General features: G+C 67.1%; 1 protein-coding gene. It reads left to right on the top strand.

Annotated elements, in window-relative coordinates; all coding sequences use genetic code 11:
* Window positions 1-56: 56 nt before the first annotated feature.
* The coding region (locus IE206_RS42200) for an IS110 family RNA-guided transposase (RefSeq protein ID WP_189972078.1) at window positions 57-1158 on the top strand (1102 nt) is incomplete at its 3' end.

Below are 1158 nucleotides of genomic sequence, written 5' to 3'. Positions count from 1 at the left end.
GGCATGCACGGTTCTGAGGGGGCCGGAGCCTCGCAAGGGGCTCCGGCTACCCGACCGTGGTCATCGATGAGAACGGCAGACGGCGGCTGTCGCGCCGCGTTGCCAACGACGAGCCAGAACTGCTCCAACTGCTTGCCGATGTCCTCGATCTCAGCAACGCTGTGACCTGGGGCATCGACCTTGCCGACGGCGGCGCCGCCCTGGCAATTGCGGTACTTCTCAACCACGACCAGACGGTCTTCTACATCCCCGGCCGTGCCATCCACCGCGCCTCTGAGGGTTATCGGGGCGAAGGTAAGACCGATGCCAAAGACGCGGCCGTCATCGCCGACCAGACCCGCATCCGCCGTGACCTGCACCGCCTACGAGTGAGCGACGAGAATGTCACCGACCTGAAGATCCTCACCACCCGTCGGGCGGACCTGGTCGCCGATCGCACCCGGACCATCTGTCGGCTGCGTGCTCATCTCAACGGCTACTTCCCCGCGTTGGAGCAGGCTCTGGACGTGACCAACACCGGGCCTCTGACCCTGCTGACCGGCTATCGGACCCCGGCCGCCCTCCGCCGCATCGGAGCCCGAAGACTCGAGACCTGGCTGCGCAACCGCAAGGTCCGCGGCGCCGAACGGATCGCCGAGACGGCCCTGCAGGCGGCCGAACGCCAGCACACCACGGTCGTCGGCGAGAAGGTCACGGCGCAGGTCGTGCACACGCTGGCCAACGAGATCCTGGCGCTCAATCAGCAGGTCGCCGCAGTCGAGAAGCTCATCGCAGCCCGGTTTCGAGAGCATCGGGATGCCGCGATCCTCGTCAGTATGCCCGGCCTCGGCACCGTCCTGGGCGCCGAGTTCCTGGCCGCCACCGGCGGTGACATGACCGTCTTTGCCACCCCTGATCGGCTCGCCGGCTTCGGCGGCGTCGCACCAACACCGCGCGACTCCGGGAAGATCAGCGGGAACCTACGTCGCCCCAAGCGATACAACCGGCGCCTTCAACGTGTGCTCTACATCTCGGCGTTGGTCAGCATTCAGAGGTGCGAAGAGTCCCGCCGCTTTTACGATCGCAAGCGCGCTGAGGGGCAGCGACACACTCAGGCCGTCCTCGCCCTCGCCCGCCGTCGCGTGAACGTCCTTTGGGCACTTCTGCGCGACCGCCGGT

Origin of the sequence: Streptomyces violascens (assembly GCF_014649955.1) — a bacterium.
Taxonomy (GTDB): Bacteria; Actinomycetota; Actinomycetes; order Streptomycetales; family Streptomycetaceae; genus Streptomyces; species Streptomyces violascens.
This window is presented reverse-complemented; position numbering and strand designations above follow the sequence as displayed.